The 17,058-nt window shown below is 61.9% G+C and carries 7 protein-coding genes; all 7 read right to left on the bottom strand.

The window, feature by feature from the left end:
* Positions 1-12: 12 nt before the first annotated feature.
* Complete coding sequence (locus AB0N72_RS10350) at positions 13-3,786, bottom strand: hypothetical protein (RefSeq protein WP_363930351.1); 3,774 nt, start codon at positions 3,784-3,786, stop codon at positions 13-15.
* 525 nt (positions 3,787-4,311) lie between these two features.
* Positions 4,312-5,502 carry an elongation factor Tu gene (gene tuf / locus AB0N72_RS10345; protein ID WP_018776689.1) on the bottom strand — a complete coding sequence of 397 codons (1,191 nt, stop codon included), beginning with the start codon at positions 5,500-5,502 and terminating at the stop codon, positions 4,312-4,314.
* 232 nt (positions 5,503-5,734) lie between these two features.
* Positions 5,735-7,849 carry an elongation factor G gene (gene fusA / locus AB0N72_RS10340; protein ID WP_144659413.1) on the bottom strand — a complete coding sequence of 705 codons (2,115 nt, stop codon included), beginning with the start codon at positions 7,847-7,849 and terminating at the stop codon, positions 5,735-5,737.
* 69 nt (positions 7,850-7,918) lie between these two features.
* Positions 7,919-8,389, bottom strand: a complete 471-nt coding sequence (rpsG, locus tag AB0N72_RS10335; protein WP_003803829.1) for a 30S ribosomal protein S7 — start codon at positions 8,387-8,389, stop codon at positions 7,919-7,921.
* Between the two features lies 1 nt (position 8,390).
* The gene (rpsL, locus tag AB0N72_RS10330) at positions 8,391-8,765 is read right to left on the bottom strand and encodes a 30S ribosomal protein S12 (RefSeq protein WP_009358312.1); all 375 of its coding nucleotides are present in this window, start codon (positions 8,763-8,765) and stop codon (positions 8,391-8,393) included.
* A 412-nt stretch (positions 8,766-9,177) separates the two neighbouring features.
* The gene (locus AB0N72_RS10325) at positions 9,178-13,077 is read right to left on the bottom strand and encodes a DNA-directed RNA polymerase subunit beta' (protein ID WP_363930350.1); all 3,900 of its coding nucleotides are present in this window, start codon (positions 13,075-13,077) and stop codon (positions 9,178-9,180) included.
* A gap of 104 nt (positions 13,078-13,181) precedes the next feature.
* Positions 13,182-16,688 (bottom strand): DNA-directed RNA polymerase subunit beta, encoded by a 3,507-nt coding sequence (rpoB, locus tag AB0N72_RS10320; protein WP_363930349.1) that lies wholly within the window; start codon positions 16,686-16,688, stop codon positions 13,182-13,184.
* Positions 16,689-17,058: the final 370 nt, after the last annotated feature.

The raw sequence follows: 17,058 nt of genomic DNA, 5'->3' as shown, positions 1-17,058 counted from the left end.
TGGAATGCAACACTATCGGATGCCACCATAGCCCTGCGAGGGTGCCGGATTGCTTGCATCCGCTCCAGGGTCCGGGCCGCCGGGTCCGGTTGGCGGCTTGCGGTTCAACCGCCACACGGCGAGGACGATGAGCCCCACGGCAACAAGCGCAAGCATCGCAAAGGCATAGGTGCGAAGGGCCCACATGATGCTCAGCACCACGCCCACGGCTCCCCACGTCACCAGTACGCGTTCGGCGAGCACGAGTCCCGCCGCGAGCAGAACCACGTGGGCTACCAGGACGTACAGCTGCTGTCCCGGCGTTCCGCCGAAGATGGTCCCAATCGACGTCAGGGACAGGCTGCCGGCGCCGACACACAAGCGCAGCAAGCCTTCACTGCGCTGCCCCCTGATGTAGCGCAGTCCTGCTATAACGGCCACGGCGACCGTGTACCACTGCACGGTCCAGAACCAGTCAGGGCTTGCGGCGTCCACAAACAGCACCGCCCGCTGAAGGGCCGCTACTGATGCCAGGCCTGCCACCTCCCCGGCGAGCCACTTCCCCCGGGGAACCTCAGCCACCACAAGGGCGCCTGTAGCTGACACCAGCACAAACGCCACCAAGGCAGTCTCATCGTGGACCAGCCCGACCACCGCCGCCCAGGCAAAGCCGGCCACCGCGGTGACCGCCAGGGCTCTCCGCCGCCATGGCACGCTGCGAATTGACGGAGGCCCGAACATCTTTGCTGCATACAGGGCAGCTGCCGCTCCCCCGGCACCCAGGAGCCAAACCGCGTAATGCGCCCACACGCCGGGCGGCAGGTTGCGGAGCAAACCCTCGACGGCGGGTATCGCACCGAGCAGCACCAAGGGTGCGGCCGCAAGGTAGAGCCGGGGCAGACGTTCCAGGTGGGAAGCCGCAAACAGGCTAGCCGCGAGTACCAGTACTGACCAACCGGTCAGCGCCTGGTCCACGGACAAGGACAGGAGACCGCCAACCACCACGAAGCCTGCCGCGGATGCCAGCCAGAACCACTGCTCAAGGATCTGCAGCGCAGTGGTCTCTTGGGCGTCAAACCGCGGTGGGAAGGCGATCCGAATGAGCACCATGGACGCCGCGAGCCCCAGCAACACCAAGACCACCTGCGAGTTGGTAAGGAGCGGCAATGACATCCACGTGGACGAAGGGAAGTGCAACGCCGGCCCTGCTGAGATCACCAGTGCCCCGATTGAAACCGTGGCCAAATACTGGGAACCACGCACGTTCAGGAAACGCAGAGCCACTGCCGTTGCTACCGGGACGACGCCCAAGCCAAACATGACCACCCAACGGCCACCGCCGTCGTAATCGCCGGCCAAAAGGTAGGCACCGGGAAGCACAACCTGGGCGACCAAGGCGACCCACGTCGTCGGCTGCTGGAAGGCGACATCCACGCGCCGGCGGCGCAGGAACAGCGTCAGTGCATGCTGGAGCAACCCAAGCGCGGCCAGCGCCATGGTTACCGCAGCCGCCGACTCCGTAATGTCGGCGACCACCACGGCGGTGAACGCCGTCCCAAGAACGCGTACTGCCACAAGGTAGCCGCCACGCACCCGGGAATTACGGACCAGGCCCATCATGAGCACACTGCAGCCAGTGAAGATGCCCAGGAGGACTTCGACGTCCAGCACGTTTCCGAGCCGGAGCGGCAGCAGCACCATTAGCGCGGCAGGAGCGAAGATCCACGCTCCGGCGCGACGATGCAGGCTCAGAGTGGAGGCCACCGCTGCGAGGGCGGTGCCGATTGCCACGAACCCGGGCTGCCAGCTTTGACCCTCGAACCGCATAGCGGGACCAACCGACAGGGCAACAGTGGCACCTGCCATCACGGCCAACAGGGCTGCAGCGTCAATGACGGAGGCCGTCGGGAAGCGACGCTGGAAACGACCGGCCAAAGGCAGTGACATTTGCAGGGCGGCCAATGCGGCCACCACCAAGCGCACGCTGGGAATCTCACCTGCCACGAGTACGAACCAGCCTCCGTGCAGCGCGTCGACATAGGCCGAGGCGGCAAGCAAAGTGCCTGCTGCCCGAGCCAGCCACCAGTAGCTTTGCCGGTGATACATGCCGGGCAGCCGCAATGCCGTAGCGCAGAAATACGCCACAGTCACCAGGAGCACCACGTTCGCCATGGTCATGGAGATTGCCGTAGCGGCGATCACCCAGGACACCAACCCAGACACCGGTGCCAACACTTCTCCGGTTGTGGGGGTCCACGCGCCAGCGGCCTGCCCGACCACCCGACGGTTCAACATCAACATCCCGGAGGCAACTCCAGCGAGGAGAACCACTGCCACCGAGGCAGAAACTGAGGGTCGGCCAGCGCCGTGGTCAAAGATCGCCTGCAGCGCAAGGGCGGCCATGGAGGTGGCACCGAATGCCGCTGCGGTGGCCTGGGGAGCCACGAGCCGGACACCACCACGCACAAGGACTGCACTGGCAAGTTCCTGCAGACCCGCCGCTGCCACAAGTGAGAACAGCGAGAAGGCAACCCTGTTTGGGCTTCCGTCCAGGATCCCTGCCACCACGGCAGGCACGGCCGCAGTCAGGGCTATCCGGCCAGCAAGAATCAGCTGCTGGCGGTGAAGGACAGGCAGCAGCACGGCCATCAGGAACCAGTAGGAACCGGCTGATGCCAGGACCACAGCAGACGGCCATGCGCCCAGCAGGAACGACAAAGCCAGCGCCACAGCCACCACGGCGGCCGGGGCAAAGAGCACTGCTGCGGCAGCAGGAACGGGACCCCGGGCCAGCCTCCATCCCAGCACCATTGCCGTTAGCAGGGCCACGTAAAGGGGAAGCTGGACGGGCATGTCATAAGTACCTGTCCCCAGGACCGCGGTCAGGATGGCGGCGAGCAGAAGTTGCAGGCCCCAGCAGGACACTGCGTCAGCCCACCACACCCGCGGTGCAAGTTTGACACCCCCGAAAGCGACACCAAGGGACTGGACGCCCAGGCAGACGATAACCGCCATCAACACCGTTCTGATATCGGAGGCAACATCCCATACGAGCCCGACGACTGACAACGTCAGTGCAACGCGGGCGGCGTAGAAATGCTGCAGCCGGTACCTGGCACTGGGGACCAGCACCATCACTGAGAAGTAGGTGCCGCACATCAGCATGACCAGCGCGTACTCGCCCTTTGACAACAGTTGGGGAGTGAAGGTCACCGCCAAGGCCACCAGTGGAACAACGTAAGGATGGAGCAACATCAAGGGGCGGACATACAGTGGAGGGATCCAACGCGGCCGAAGCAAGGCGCCCAGCGTAAGCAGTACGGCCACAGCAATCAAGGCCGTGAAGTACCAGACCAATGCGCCCCCAAGGACGGAGACTCCCGACCACGCAGTGGAAACGACAAAACTGATCGACAAGTAGGCCAGGACCCTGTTGTCCAGCTTGACGGCCGTGAACGCATACACGAGAGTTCCCAGCAACGAGGTAACCAGCCACGCAGCAGGGCCGTTGTGGAGTACAAAGTTGTACATCGCAAGTCCAGTGACCGGGATCAGTGCAAGTCCAGTGCCTGCAAAGGCCGTAGCTGCGGGTCGCAGGCGCGGGATCTTTGCATGAAGGATCATGCCGGCCACGTAGAACAACACCGTGATGAACCAGATCCCAGCGAAACGGAAAAGCTCCGGAAGGCTCGTTCCTACGAACAGCGCACCCGCGGCCACCAACAACAAGCTGGCGACGTAAAGGGTGATGTTGATGTTTTGCTGATCCCGTTTAGCCTTCCGGGCCGCCATTTCCTCCGGGGTCACTGGCTGGGGCTGAGGCCTCGGTGCCGGTAGGACAGTTGGAGGAACCGGCTCTGCTTGGAATGGCAATGGCCGTAATGGCGGCGGCTGGACAGCCATGGGCCTTGGGGGCGCCGGCTGCATGTGGGCGGGCGATACGGAGGCGGGTTGTACCGACGGAGCGCCGCTCCCCTGGCGCCTGGCTTCAGCGTCCCGCCACCCGGCAACGTGGCCGGCCAGGTATCCGGCGTGATACGCCTGTTCATTCATGCCCCGGGCAGGCGAGCCGGCTGGGCCCTCCCCCTCCGATGCCCTGCGCCCCTGCCTCCGACCCAGCGCATGGCTGACCACTGCGGTTAGGGCAAGCAGCATCACGACCAACAGGGCATTCATGGCAACTCCTTGATGTCACCGGCCGAGGGGCATCAGCCAGCGTTTATCCATTCGATAGATAAATGATAGCAAAGAAGAACCCCACCGCCGAAGCGATGGGGTTCTTCCAAGCAAACTACCGGCTGGGCCGGGAGATCACCGATCTACAAGCAGTGACTACTTGATGATCTTGGTGACACGTCCCGAACCAACGGTGCGGCCGCCTTCGCGGATAGCGAAGCCGAGGCCCTCTTCCATAGCGATCGGCTGGATGAGCGCAACGGTCATCTCAGTGTTGTCGCCAGGCATAACCATTTCCGTGCCTTCCGGCAGGGTGATAACGCCGGTTACGTCCGTGGTACGGAAGTAGAACTGCGGGCGGTAGTTGGAGTAGAACGGGTTGTGACGTCCGCCTTCGTCCTTGGAGAGGATGTAGACGTTGGCCTCGAAGTCGGTGTGCGGGGTGATGGAACCCGGCTTGACGACAACCTGGCCACGCTCGACATCGTCGCGCTTGAGACCGCGGAGCAGGAGGCCACAGTTCTCGCCGGCCCATGCTTCGTCGAGCTGCTTGTGGAACATCTCGATACCGGTAACCGTGGTCTTCTGGATCGGGCGGATGCCGACGATCTCGACCTCGGAGTTGATGGCGAGGGTTCCACGCTCGGCGCGGCCCGTAACAACGGTGCCACGGCCGGTGATCGTGAAGACGTCTTCGATGGGCATCAGGAACGGCTTGTCGCGGTCACGTACGGGGTCCGGAACGGACTCGTCGACAGCTGCCATCAGGTCCTGGACGGACTTGACCCAAACGGGGTCGCCTTCCAGAGCCTTGAGACCGGAAACGCGAACAACCGGAGCCTCATCGCCATCGAAGCCCTGCGAGCTCAGGAGCTCACGAACTTCCATTTCGACGAGGTCGAGGAGTTCTTCGTCATCAACCATGTCGGACTTGTTCAGTGCGACCAGCAGGTAGGGAACACCAACCTGGCGGGCGAGCAGAACGTGCTCACGGGTCTGAGCCATCGGACCATCGGTTGCAGCAACCACGAGGATTGCGCCGTCCATCTGGGCAGCACCGGTGATCATGTTCTTGATGTAGTCAGCGTGACCGGGGGCGTCTACGTGTGCGTAGTGGCGCTTCTCGGTCTGGTACTCCACGTGGGAGATGTTGATGGTAATACCGCGCTGGCGCTCTTCCGGAGCGGAGTCGATCGACGCGAAGTCGCGCTGCTCGTTGAGATCCGGGTACTGGTCGTACAGCACCTTGGAAATGGCGGCAGTCAGCGTCGTCTTACCGTGGTCAACGTGACCAATGGTGCCGATGTTGACGTGCGGCTTAGTCCGCTCGAACTTTGCCTTTGCCACAGGTTCCTCCTAGAACGATTTCAAGTGAAGTGCTCCTCGGCCGCGCTTTTCGCGGCAGAAACTTTAGCAAGTCTACTTGGGGGCTTGGTTTTGGTGAAATTGCAGATTCAGGAACCAATGATAGTTCCTAGAGCCTGTTTGCGCAGGGGGCCGGGCTGCAGCTCTCGCCACAGCCCCGCCACTTGCGCTTAGATGCCTTCCCGATACCGGAATTGCATCCGTTACCGGGAGATTACTCGCCGCGGGTTTTCTGGATGATCTCGTCGGCTACTGCCTTCGGGACCTCCGCGTAGCTGTTGAACGTCATGGAGTACACAGCGCGACCCTGGGTCTTGGACCGCAGGTCACCGATGTAGCCGAACATGCCGGACAGCGGAACGTGTGCACGGATAACCTTCACACCTGCTGCGTCCTCCATGGACTGCATCTGGCCACGGCGGGCGTTCAGGTCACCAATAACATCACCCATGTATTCCTCAGGTGTGCGGACCTCAACATCCATCAGCGGTTCAAGCAGGACAGGGTTCGCCTTGCGTGCAGCTTCCTTGAAAGCCATACGTCCGGCGATCTTGAACGCCATTTCCGAGGAGTCAACATCGTGGGACGCGCCGTCAATCAGCGTGGCCTTGATGCCGACAACCGGGTAACCGGCCAGGACGCCGTCGTTCAGTGCATCCTGGATACCGGCGTCAACAGACGGGATGTATTCGCGCGGAACGCGGCCACCAGTGACCTTGTTCTCGAACTCGTACAGTTCGCCCGAAGCGGTGTCCATCGGTTCGATCGCAATCTGGATCTTTGCGAACTGACCCGAACCACCGGTCTGCTTCTTGTGCGTGTAGTCATGACGCTCGACTGCGCGCTTGATGGTTTCGCGGTAAGCAACCTGCGGCTTGCCGACGTTTGCCTCGACCTTGAACTCGCGGCGCATGCGGTCCACCAGGATGTCCAGGTGGAGCTCGCCCATGCCGGCGATGATGGTCTGGCCCGTGTCTTCGTTGAGGGAGACCTGGAAGGTCGGGTCCTCAGCGGAGAGCTTCTGGATGGCCGTGGAGAGCTTCTCCTGGTCACCCTTGGTGTTGGGCTCGATGGCAACCGAGATCACGGGCTCCGGGAAGCTCATGGACTCGAGGACGATCTGGTTGTTGGCATCGCACAGGGTGTCACCCGTGGTGGTGTCCTTCAGACCGATGGCTGCGTAGATGTGGCCCGCGGTAGCGCCTTCAACAGGCATTTCCTTGTTGGCGTGCATCTGGAACAGCTTGCCGATACGTTCCTTCTTGCCCTTGGTGGAGTTAACAACCTGGGCGCCGGCCTCGACGTGACCGGAGTACACGCGGACGAAGGTCAGCTGGCCGAAGAACGGGTGCGCAGCAATCTTGAAGGCGAGGGCCGAGAACGGCTCATCTGCAGACGGCTTGCGGGTGAGTTCCTTCTCTTCGTCGCGGGGATCGTGACCGATCATCGGCGGGACGTCGAGCGGGTTCGGCAGGAAGTCGACAACAGCGTCAAGCATCGGCTGCACGCCGCGGTTCTTGAAGGCAGAGCCACAGAACACGGGGTACAGCTCGGAGTTGATGGTCATCTTGCGGATGCCGGCCTTGAGTTCCTCAAGGGTGAGTTCTTCACCTTCGAGGTACTTCTCCATGAGCTCTTCGGAAGCCTCGGCCACAGTCTCAACGAGCTGTGCGCGGTACTCTTCGGCCTTGGCCTGGAGGTCCGCCGGGATTTCCTGCACTTCGTAGGAAGCGCCCATGGTGACGTCACCCTTTGCGTCGCCAGGCCATACCAGCGCACGCATTTCGAGGAGGTCAACCACGCCGATGAAGTCGTTCTCGGCACCGATCGGCAGCTGCATGACCAGCGGCTTGGCACCAAGGCGGGAGATGATGGTGTCTACGGTGAAGTAGAAGTCGGCACCCAGCTTGTCCATCTTGTTGACGAAGCAGATACGCGGAACGTTGTACTTGTCAGCCTGGCGCCAAACAGTCTCGGACTGCGGCTCCACGCCTTCCTTGCCGTCGAACACTGCAACTGCGCCGTCGAGGACGCGCAGGGAGCGCTCAACCTCAACCGTGAAGTCCACGTGGCCCGGGGTGTCGATGATGTTGATCTGGTTCTGGTTCCAGAAGCAAGTCACGGCGGCAGACGTGATGGTGATGCCGCGTTCCTTTTCCTGTTCCATCCAGTCAGTCGTCGAGGCGCCGTCGTGCGTCTCGCCGATCTTGTGGTTCACACCCGTGTAGAACAGGATGCGCTCGGTAGTGGTGGTCTTGCCGGCATCGATGTGGGCCATGATGCCGATATTGCGGACCTTGTTAAGGTCGGTAAGCACGTCCTGTGCCACGGGGTCTCCCTTTCGGATGGACTACACGTCCGCCGCCGGCTCTGTGGAGCCGGCGGCGTTCGGGAAGTTTTACCAGCGGTAGTGTGCGAAGGCCTTGTTCGACTCGGCCATCTTGTGGGTGTCTTCGCGACGCTTGACAGCGGCACCGAGACCGTTGGAGGCATCCAGGATTTCGTTCTGGAGGCGCTCGGTCATGGTCTTCTCCCGGCGGGCCTTGGAGTAGCCCACGAGCCAACGCAGAGCGAGGGCGGTGGAGCGGCCCGGCTTGACCTCAACCGGAACCTGGTAGGTGGCGCCACCAACGCGGCGTGAACGCACCTCGAGGGAAGGCTTGACGTTGTCCATGGCCTTCTTGAGAGCGGCAACGGGGTCGCCGCCGGACTTGGCACGTGCACCTTCGAGTGCGCCGTAAACGATGCGCTCTGCGGTGGACTTCTTGCCGTCAACCAGAACCTTGTTGATCAGCTGAGTGACCAACGGGGAGCCGTAAACGGGATCGGAAACTAGCGGCCGCTTCGGGGCCGGACCCTTGCGAGGCATATTACTTCTTCTCCATCTTTGCGCCGTAACGGCTGCGGGCCTGCTTGCGGTTCTTGACACCCTGGGTGTCGAGCGCGCCGCGGACGATCTTGTAGCGGACACCCGGAAGGTCCTTCACACGACCACCACGGACGAGCACGATGGAGTGCTCCTGGAGGTTGTGGCCAACACCGGGGATGTAAGCGGTAACTTCCACGCCACCGTTGAGGCGTACACGTGCCACCTTACGAAGAGCCGAGTTCGGCTTCTTGGGGGTGGTGGTGTAAACGCGGGTGCAAACACCGCGGCGCATCGGGCTGCCCTTCAGCGCGGGAGCCTTGGTCTTGGAGACCTTCGGCGTGCGGCCCTTGCGGACCAGCTGGTTAATCGTAGGCACTTTCGTGTTCTCCGTTGTTTGATCTCTGCCCCCACACACAGGCGCCAGCCTGTGTAAACGTGGGAACTTTGGCGTTGCTCGTGCAGCCGGCCGAAACTCCGGTAGGCGTGCAAAAGTGCGGCATTCGTTGCGCATGTTGCCCGCAACCCGGAAACAGGCTCCACCCAGCACCATGAGAACAAAACCAAAATGATGCTGCGGCGGCCTTCATCCACTGCCACACAGAACAATTACCAAAAGTCTAGCACGGCTTGATCTGAGGCCTTAATCGGGTGTATGGAGGGCGACGGCGGCAGCCAGGTGCCGCCGTCGTCCTCCACTCCCCCGGCGAACCGGCCGGCAAGCTGCCGTTAACGGGTCGGGCCCCGCACTCGAAAGTGCGGGGCCCGACCGTTACAGCGTCAGCTTCCGGTTACCGGAAGTCGTTGCCGAGGTCGTAGTCATCCAGCGGGATGGCGTGGAACTCGGGAGCGCCGTCGCCACCCAGGGCGTCATAGGAGAAGTCGGTGAAAGCGCTGGGGCCCGTGAACAGGCTTGCCTTTGCTTCTTCCGTCGGCTCCACAGTGACCTCTGTGTAGCGGGGCAGACCCGTACCAGCCGGGATGAGCTTACCGATGATGACGTTTTCCTTCAGGCCGAGCAGAGGATCGCTCTTGCCTTCCATTGCCGCCTGCGTCAGGACGCGGGTGGTTTCCTGGAAGGAAGCGGCCGACAGCCAGGACTCGGTAGCCAAGGAAGCCTTGGTGATACCCATGAGTTCCGGACGACCCGAAGCCGGGGACTTGCCCTCGGACACGACGCGGCGGTTCTCGTCCTCGAAGCGGGCGCGCTCTGCAAGCTCACCGGGGAGCAAGTCGGAGTCGCCGGACTCGATGACGGTCACGCGGCGCAGCATCTGGCGGACGATAACCTCGACGTGCTTGTCGTGGATACCAATACCCTGGCTGCGGTAAACGCCCTGCACTTCGTCCACGAGGAACTTCTGTGCAGCACGCGGACCCATGATGCGCAGAACCTGCTTCGGGTCCACAGGACCGTTGATCAGCTTCTGGCCGACGCTGACGTGCTCGCCATCTTCGATGAGGAGGCGTGAACGGCGCAGCACCGGGTAGGCGATCTCTTCGGAACCATCGTCCGGAGTGATGACCAAACGCATCTGGCGCTCGGACTCCTCGATGGTGATGCGGCCGGCTGCTTCAGCAATCGGTGCCACACCCTTCGGAGTACGGGCTTCGAAGAGCTCCTGGATACGGGGCAGACCCTGGGTGATGTCGTCGCCACCACCGGCGGAGACAGCACCACCGGTGTGGAACGTACGCATGGTCAGCTGGGTACCGGGTTCACCGATGGACTGTGCGGCGATGATGCCAACAGCCTCGCCGATGTCAACGGTCTTGCCGGTGGCCAGCGAACGGCCGTAGCAAAGCGCACAGGTACCGACCTTGGACTCACAGGTGAGTACGGAGCGGACCTTGACTTCGGTGATGCCTGCAGCCAGCAGCTGGTCGATGACGACGTCGCCGCAGTCGGTGCCGCCGGCAGCCAGGACGTTGCCCTGGGCATCGACGACGTCGACAGCCAGCGTACGTGCGTAGGCGCTGTTCTCGACGTTCTCGTCCAGGACGAGCTCACCGTTGGAATCCGGCACGGCGATCGGGGTGACCAGACCGCGCTCGGTACCACAGTCCTCTTCACGGACGATGACGTCCTGCGAAACGTCCACCAGACGACGGGTCAGGTAACCCGAGTTGGCGGTACGCAGAGCAGTATCGGCCAGACCCTTACGGGCACCGTGCGTGGCGATGAAGTATTCCAGAACCGACAGGCCCTCACGGTAGGAGGACTTGATCGGGCGAGGAATAATCTCACCCTTTGGGTTGGCCACAAGACCACGGATACCCGCAATCTGGCGGACCTGCATCCAGTTACCACGTGCACCGGAGGACACCATGCGGTTGATGGTGTTCATCGGGGACAGGCTGTCGCGCATCGCCTGGGCGATCTCGTTGGTTGCCTTGTTCCAGATCTCGATCAGTTCCTGGCGACGCTCGTCGTCGTCGATCAGGCCCTTGTCGTACTGGCCCTGGATCTTGGCGGCCATGTTCTCGTAACCAGCCAGGATGGCGGGCTTGGACGTCGGCACCTCGATGTCGGAGATTGCAACCGTGACACCTGAACGGGTGGCCCAGTAGAAACCGGCATCCTTCAGGTTGTCCAGCGTTGCGGCCGTGACAACCTTCGGGTAACGCTCTGCGAGGTCGTTGACGATCCGGGACAGTTCGCCCTTGTCCGCAACAGCCTCAACCCAGGGGTAGTCCTCAGGCAGGGTCTGGTTGAAGATGACCTGGCCGAGGGAGGTTTCGACGAGGGCCGGCTGACCGGGCTCCCAACCTTCCGGGGCTTCCCAACCTGCGTACGGCACGAAGTCGTCGAGGCGGATCTTGACCTGGGAGTTCAGGTGCAGCTCACGGGCGTCGTACGCCATGATTGCTTCCGAAACCGAGGAGAAGACACGGCCTTCACCGGCGGAACCGACACGCTTGGTGGTCAGGTGGTACAGGCCGATGATCATATCCTGCGAAGGCAGGGTCACCGGACGGCCATCGGACGGCTTCAGGATGTTGTTCGAGGACAGCATCAGGATGCGTGCTTCGGCCTGGGCTTCCGGGCTCAGCGGCAGGTGGACTGCCATCTGGTCGCCGTCGAAGTCAGCGTTGAAGGCGCCACAAACCAGCGGGTGAAGCTGGATTGCCTTGCCTTCCACAAGCTGGGGTTCGAAGGCCTGGATGCCGAGGCGGTGCAGGGTAGGTGCACGGTTGAGCAGCACCGGGTGTTCGGTGATGATCTCTTCCAGCACGTCCCAAACCTGCGGACGGTAACGCTCGACCATGCGCTTTGCCGACTTGATGTTCTGGGCGTGGTTGAGGTCAACCAGGCGCTTCATCACGAACGGCTTGAAGAGCTCCAGGGCCATCTGCTTGGGCAGACCACACTGGTGCAGCTTCAGCTGCGGGCCGACGACGATGACCGAACGGCCGGAGTAGTCGACGCGCTTGCCGAGCAGGTTCTGGCGGAAACGACCCTGCTTGCCCTTGAGCATGTCGCTCAGGGACTTCAGGGGACGGTTGCCCGGACCCGTGACGGGACGGCCACGACGACCGTTGTCGAAGAGGCTGTCAACAGCTTCCTGAAGCATGCGCTTCTCGTTGTTGACGATGATCTCCGGAGCACCGAGGTCAAGCAGGCGCTTGAGGCGGTTGTTGCGGTTGATCACGCGACGGTAGAGGTCGTTGAGGTCGGAAGTCGCGAAGCGGCCACCATCCAGCTGGACCATCGGGCGCAGTTCCGGCGGGATGACCGGGACGGCGTCCAGTACCATGCCGAGCGGGCTGTTATTGGTGGTCAGGAACGCGTTGACAACCTTCAGGCGCTTCAGGGCACGCGTCTTGCGCTGGCCCTTGCCGTTCTGGATGGTGTCGCGCAAGGACTCAGCCTCAGCCTGCATGTCAAAGGTCTCGAGGCGCTTCTTGATGGCCTCGGCACCCATGGAGCCCTCGAAGTACAGACCGTAACGGTCGCGCAGTTCGCGGTAGAGGCCTTCGTCGCCTTCGAGGTCGGCGACCTTGAGGTTCTTGAATCGGTCCCAGACCTGCTCAAGGCGCTCGATGTCGGCGTCGGCACGCTTGCGGACGTTCGCCATCTGGCGGTCTGCAGAGTCGCGGGCCTTCTTCTTGTCGGCAGCCTTGGCGCCTTCGCCTTCCAGACGGGCAAGCTCGTCTTCAAGGTCGCGGGCGATCGTGGCGATGTCGCTGTCGCGGTTGTCGATCATCTGCTTCTTCTCGAGGTCGTGCTCAACCTGGAGGTTCGGCAGTTCGGCGTGACGGCTTTCGGTGTCAACGCTGGTGATCATGTAGGCAGCGAAGTAGATGACCTTCTCAAGGTCCTTCGGTGCCAGGTCCAAGAGGTAGCCCAAGCGCGAGGGAACGCCCTTGAAGTACCAGATGTGGGTTACAGGCGCAGCCAGTTCGATGTGGCCCATGCGCTCACGGCGCACCTTGGCGCGGGTGACTTCGACGCCACAACGCTCACAAATGATGCCCTTGAAGCGGACGCGCTTGTACTTGCCGCAGTAGCATTCCCAGTCACGTGACGGGCCGAAGATCTTCTCGCAGAAGAGGCCGTCCTTCTCGGGCTTGAGCGTGCGGTAGTTGATGGTTTCCGGCTTCTTGACCTCACCGTAAGACCAGCCACGGATGTCTTCCGCGGTGGCGAGGCCGATCTGCATGAGGCCGAAGGAGGATTCGCTGGACATATGGTCCCTGTTCTCTCTTGTTCTCTAAATTCTGAAGTCTTGGTTACGGGAAGAGGGAGCTGTTCCGGCGGACAGTGGTTGATGACCGCCCGCCGGAACCGCTGCTAGACCTCTTCTACGGAACTGGGCTCTGCGCGGGACAGATCAATACCCAGTTCTTCCGCAGCCGTGAAGACTGCGTCATCAGAGTCACGCATCTCGATGGTGGTTCCGTCGGTGGAAAGAACTTCCACGTTCAGGCACAACGACTGCATTTCCTTGATCAAGACCTTGAAGGACTCGGGAACGCCAGGCTCAGGGATGTTTTCGCCCTTGACGATGGCTTCGTAGACCTTCACACGACCATGGATGTCATCCGACTTGATCGTGAGGAGTTCCTGAAGCGTGTAGGCGGCACCGTAAGCTTCGAGCGCCCACACTTCCATTTCACCGAAGCGCTGGCCACCGAACTGAGCCTTACCACCCAGCGGCTGCTGCGTGATCATGGAGTACGGGCCGGTGGAGCGCGCGTGGATCTTGTCGTCCACCAGGTGGTGGAGCTTCAGGATGTACATGTAACCGACGGAGATCGGGTCCGGGAACGGCTCGCCGGAGCGGCCGTCGAACAGACGGGTCTTGCCGGAGGAGTCGATCAGGCGGTCGCCATCGCGGGTCACGTTGGTGGAGTCGAGCAGGCCCGTGATTTCTTCTTCGCGGGCGCCATCGAACACCGGGGTGGCAACGGTGGTCTGGCCGGTTTCGCGGGGCAGGTTCGGGAGGTTCTTGACCCACTCCGGCTCGCCTTCGATCTTCCAACCGGTCTTGGCAACCCAACCAAGGTGGGTTTCCAAAACCTGGCCAACGTTCATTCGGCCCGGAACACCCAGGGGGTTCAGGACGATGTCCACCGGCGTACCGTCTGCAAGGAAGGGCATGTCCTCGATCGGGAGGATCTTGGAGATAACACCCTTGTTGCCGTGACGGCCGGCGAGCTTGTCGCCGTCGGTGATCTTGCGCTTGGCTGCAACGTAGACGCGGACCAGCTGGTTCACGCCCGGGGGCAGTTCGTCGTCGTTGTCGCGGTCGAAGACGCGCACGCCGATGACCGTACCGGACTCGCCGTGGGGCACCTTCAGGGAGGTGTCGCGGACTTCGCGGGACTTCTCACCGAAGATCGCGCGGAGAAGGCGCTCTTCCGGGGTCAGCTCGGTTTCACCCTTCGGGGTGACCTTGCCTACCAGGATGTCGCCTGCTTCGACCTCGGCACCGATGTGGATGATGCCGCGCTCGTCCAGGCCAGCCAGGACTTCCTCGGACACGTTGGGGATGTCACGGGTGATTTCCTCGGCACCAAGCTTGGTGTCGCGGGCATCGATTTCGTGCTCCTCGATGTGGATGGAGGAAAGGACGTCCTCAGCAACAATGCGCTGGGACAGGATGATGGCGTCCTCGAAGTTGTGGCCTTCCCATGACATGAATGCCACGAGGAGGTTCTTACCGAGGGCAAGCTCACCCTGGTCCGTTGCGGGACCGTCAGCGATGATGCCGCCAACCTCCAGGCGCTGGCCTTCGTTGACCAGGACGCGGTGGTTGTAGCAGTTGCCCTGGTTGGAACGGGCGAACTTGTTGATGCGGTAGTTGGTCTCGGTACCGTCGTCGTTGATCATGACAACGAGTTCGGCGGAAACCTCGGTGACCACACCGGCCTTCTTCGCGATGACAACGTCACCGGCGTCGACGGCTGCTGCGCGCTCCATGCCGGTGCCCACGAAAGGAGCCTCGGAACGGACCAGCGGCACGGCCTGGCGCTGCATGTTGGCACCCATGAGGGCACGGTTGGCGTCGTCGTGCTCGAGGAACGGGATCAAGGCCGTTGCAACGGACACCATCTGGCGCGGGGAAACGTCCATGAACTGAACGTCTGCGGCCGGAACCAGAACGGGCTCGCCTCCACCACCACGGGCACGGACAAGGACAGTCTCTTCAGAGAACTTCTTGTCAGCATCCAGCGGAGCGTTGGCCTGTGCAATCAGGACCTCAGCCTCGTCGTCGGCGGTGAGGTACTGGACCTCGTCGGAGACAACACCGTTGGAAACCAGGCGGTACGGCGTCTCGATGAACCCGAACGGGTTGATGCGGCCGTAGGAAGCCAGCGAACCGATCAGACCAATGTTCGGGCCTTCAGGGGTTTCGATGGGGCACATACGTCCGTAGTGCGACGGGTGAACGTCTCGGACTTCCATGCCTGCGCGGTCGCGGGACAGACCACCCGGGCCAAGTGCCGACAGGCGGCGCTTGTGGGTCAGACCCGAAAGCGGGTTGTTCTGGTCCATGAACTGCGACAGCTGGGAGGTTCCGAAGAACTCCTTGATGGCTGCAACAACGGGACGGATGTTGATCAGCGTCTGCGGCGTGATGGCCTCGACGTCCTGCGTGGTCATGCGTTCGCGGACGACGCGTTCCATGCGGGAAAGACCGGTGCGGACCTGGTTTTCGATCAGTTCGCCCACGGCGCGGATGCGACGGTTGCCGAAGTGGTCGATGTCGTCGATGTCGACGCGGAGCTCGTGGTCTTCGCCATCGCGCTTGCCCATGATGGTCTTCTCGCCGGCGTGCAGCGCAACGAGGAACTTGATCATGGCAACGATGTCTTCAACGTGCAGGACCGAAGCTTCCTTGTCACCAAGGGAACGGTCGATGCCGAGCTTGCGGTTGATCTTGTAACGGCCAACCTTGGCCAGATCGTAGCGCTTGGCGTTGAAGTACAGGTTGTCCAGCAGGGACTGGGCAGCCTCGACTGTGGGCGGCTCGCCCGGACGCAGCTTGCGGTAGATGTCCAGGAGCGCGTCTTCGCGGGTCTCGGTAGCGTCCTTCTCCAGCGTTGCGCGCATGGAGTCGTACTGGCCGAACTCTTCCAGGATCTGGCCTTCGGTCCAACCGAGGGCCTTCAGGAGAACCGTGACCGACTGCTTGCGCTTGCGGTCGAGGCGGACGCCGACCTGGTCGCGCTTGTCGATTTCGAGTTCGAACCAGGCACCGCGGGACGGGATGATCTTCGCAGTGAAGATGTCCTTGTCACTGGTCTTGTCGGCGGTGCGCTCGAAGTAGGCGCCCGGCGAACGGACCAGCTGGGAGACAACGACACGCTCGGTGCCGTTGACGACGAACGTTCCCTTCTCAGTCATGAGGGGGAAGTCGCCCATGAACACGGTCTGCTGCTTGATTTCGCCCGTGTTGTTGTTCATGAACTCGGCCTTGACGTACAGCGGGGCCGAGTAAGTGGCGTCACGGTCTTTGCATTCGGCCATGGTGTACTTCGGGTCAGCGAACTCCGGCTCGGAGAAGCTCAGGGACATGGTGCCCTGGAAGTCCTCGATTGGGGAGATCTCTTCGAAGATGTCGGCAAGTCCGGAGGTGGTGGCGACGCTGAGGTCGCCCTCCTCGACAGCCTTCGCTACCCGCGCCTGCCAGCGTTCGTTTCCGACGAGCCAGTCAAAGCTGTCCGTCTGCAGGGCGAGAAGATTCGGAACATCCAGGGGTTCGTGAATCTTTGCGAATGAGAGGCGACGGGTGGCACCATCGGTGCTTGTCGTGTTAGCGGTTTCGTTATTAGAGGTGCTCGAGGCGACCAAGAGGGATCCTTCCACAGACCTTCAGGCGTTTTCAGATCTCCCCCGTTTGCATTCCGCGGAGTGCTCCGCAGGATACTTAATCCGGTTCCGCTATATGACCCGGACCCAGTCTGCTCATAGCCATGCACGTTTCGGAACGGCACGTCAATGACGCAGCTGAGAGGTAAAGCCCACCGCTATATGAAGGCTGAAGGTTAACAGGGAAGACGCAAATATCTACAATACGGCAAAGCAGCCTTCCTGTCTACCCCAGATCGTCCGTGATTGCAAGCACCCGCGTTGACTCATGGAAAAGGTCCGTGGAACTGGATACGTTGCCTCATTGAAAAAGGTCCGGTTGAGGTTGGTCGCGGACATCCTTGAGGGATGG

Source organism: Paenarthrobacter sp. NPDC089307, from assembly GCF_040685055.1.
Classification (GTDB): Bacteria; Actinomycetota; Actinomycetes; order Actinomycetales; family Micrococcaceae; genus Arthrobacter.
This window is presented reverse-complemented; position numbering and strand designations above follow the sequence as displayed.

What these genes read in the sequence shown, in the direction of transcription:
- rpsG (WP_003803829.1), bottom strand. Translation starts at nt 8,389, where the DNA reads ATGCCTCGCAAGGGTCCGGCCCCGAAGCGGCCGCTAGTTTCCGATCCC.
- AB0N72_RS10325 (WP_363930350.1), bottom strand. Translation starts at nt 13,077, where the DNA reads ATGTCCAGCGAATCCTCCTTCGGCCTCATGCAGATCGGCCTCGCCACC.